Origin of the sequence: Streptomyces ruber (assembly GCF_014648075.1) — a bacterium.
GTDB classification, from domain to species: Bacteria; Actinomycetota; Actinomycetes; order Streptomycetales; family Streptomycetaceae; genus Streptomyces; species Streptomyces ruber.
This window is the reverse complement of record NZ_BMQK01000088.1, coordinates 1-532: the sequence shown is the minus strand read 5'-3', so window position 1 is coordinate 532 and position 532 is coordinate 1. Positions and strand designations below refer to the sequence as shown.

At 62.2% G+C, this 532-nt stretch carries 1 pseudogene; it reads left to right on the top strand.

The window, feature by feature from the left end:
• Positions 1–14 precede the first annotated feature (14 nt).
• A pseudogene (locus tag IEZ04_RS34470) lies at positions 15–532 on the top strand (hypothetical protein); the annotation flags it as partial.

Sequence of the window (532 nt, the reverse complement as noted above, 5' to 3'; positions counted from 1 at the left end):
AGAAGGACGGCAAGATGGTGAACGTCCCCCTGGAACTGATAGGGAAGCCTGCGAGCGATGCCGCCGCCCGTGCCGAGGCTGCCGCCAAGAAAGCGGAAGGAGCCGTAGCCGGACTGGAGGAAAAGACCCAGGCCGCCACGGAAGCGGCCACCAAGGCCAACGAAGCGGCAGCCAAGGCAGAAAACGCCGCTGCCAAGGTGGAACAGACTACGGCAGCAGCCGTCGGCGGGGCTACCGCACGCTTTTCCTCATGGATGGAAACAGGCAACGTTTTACCTGACAAGAGTACCAAACCGGGCGGCAGCGTAGTGTATGTAGCGGATGCCGGGAAGTTCGCCTACCACATGGACTCCACCCTGTACGGGGACTGGGATGTGGCGGGTGTGCCTCCTGCCGGCATATTCATGAATGCGGACCGGACAGCCATCCTGCCGGACAAGCTCTACCTGCTGGGTGATGCCGTATATACCGGACCAGGCGGCAGCCTGAGACTGCTGGCCTACCGGCATGAGGTGATGAGCGGGGAAGCTTA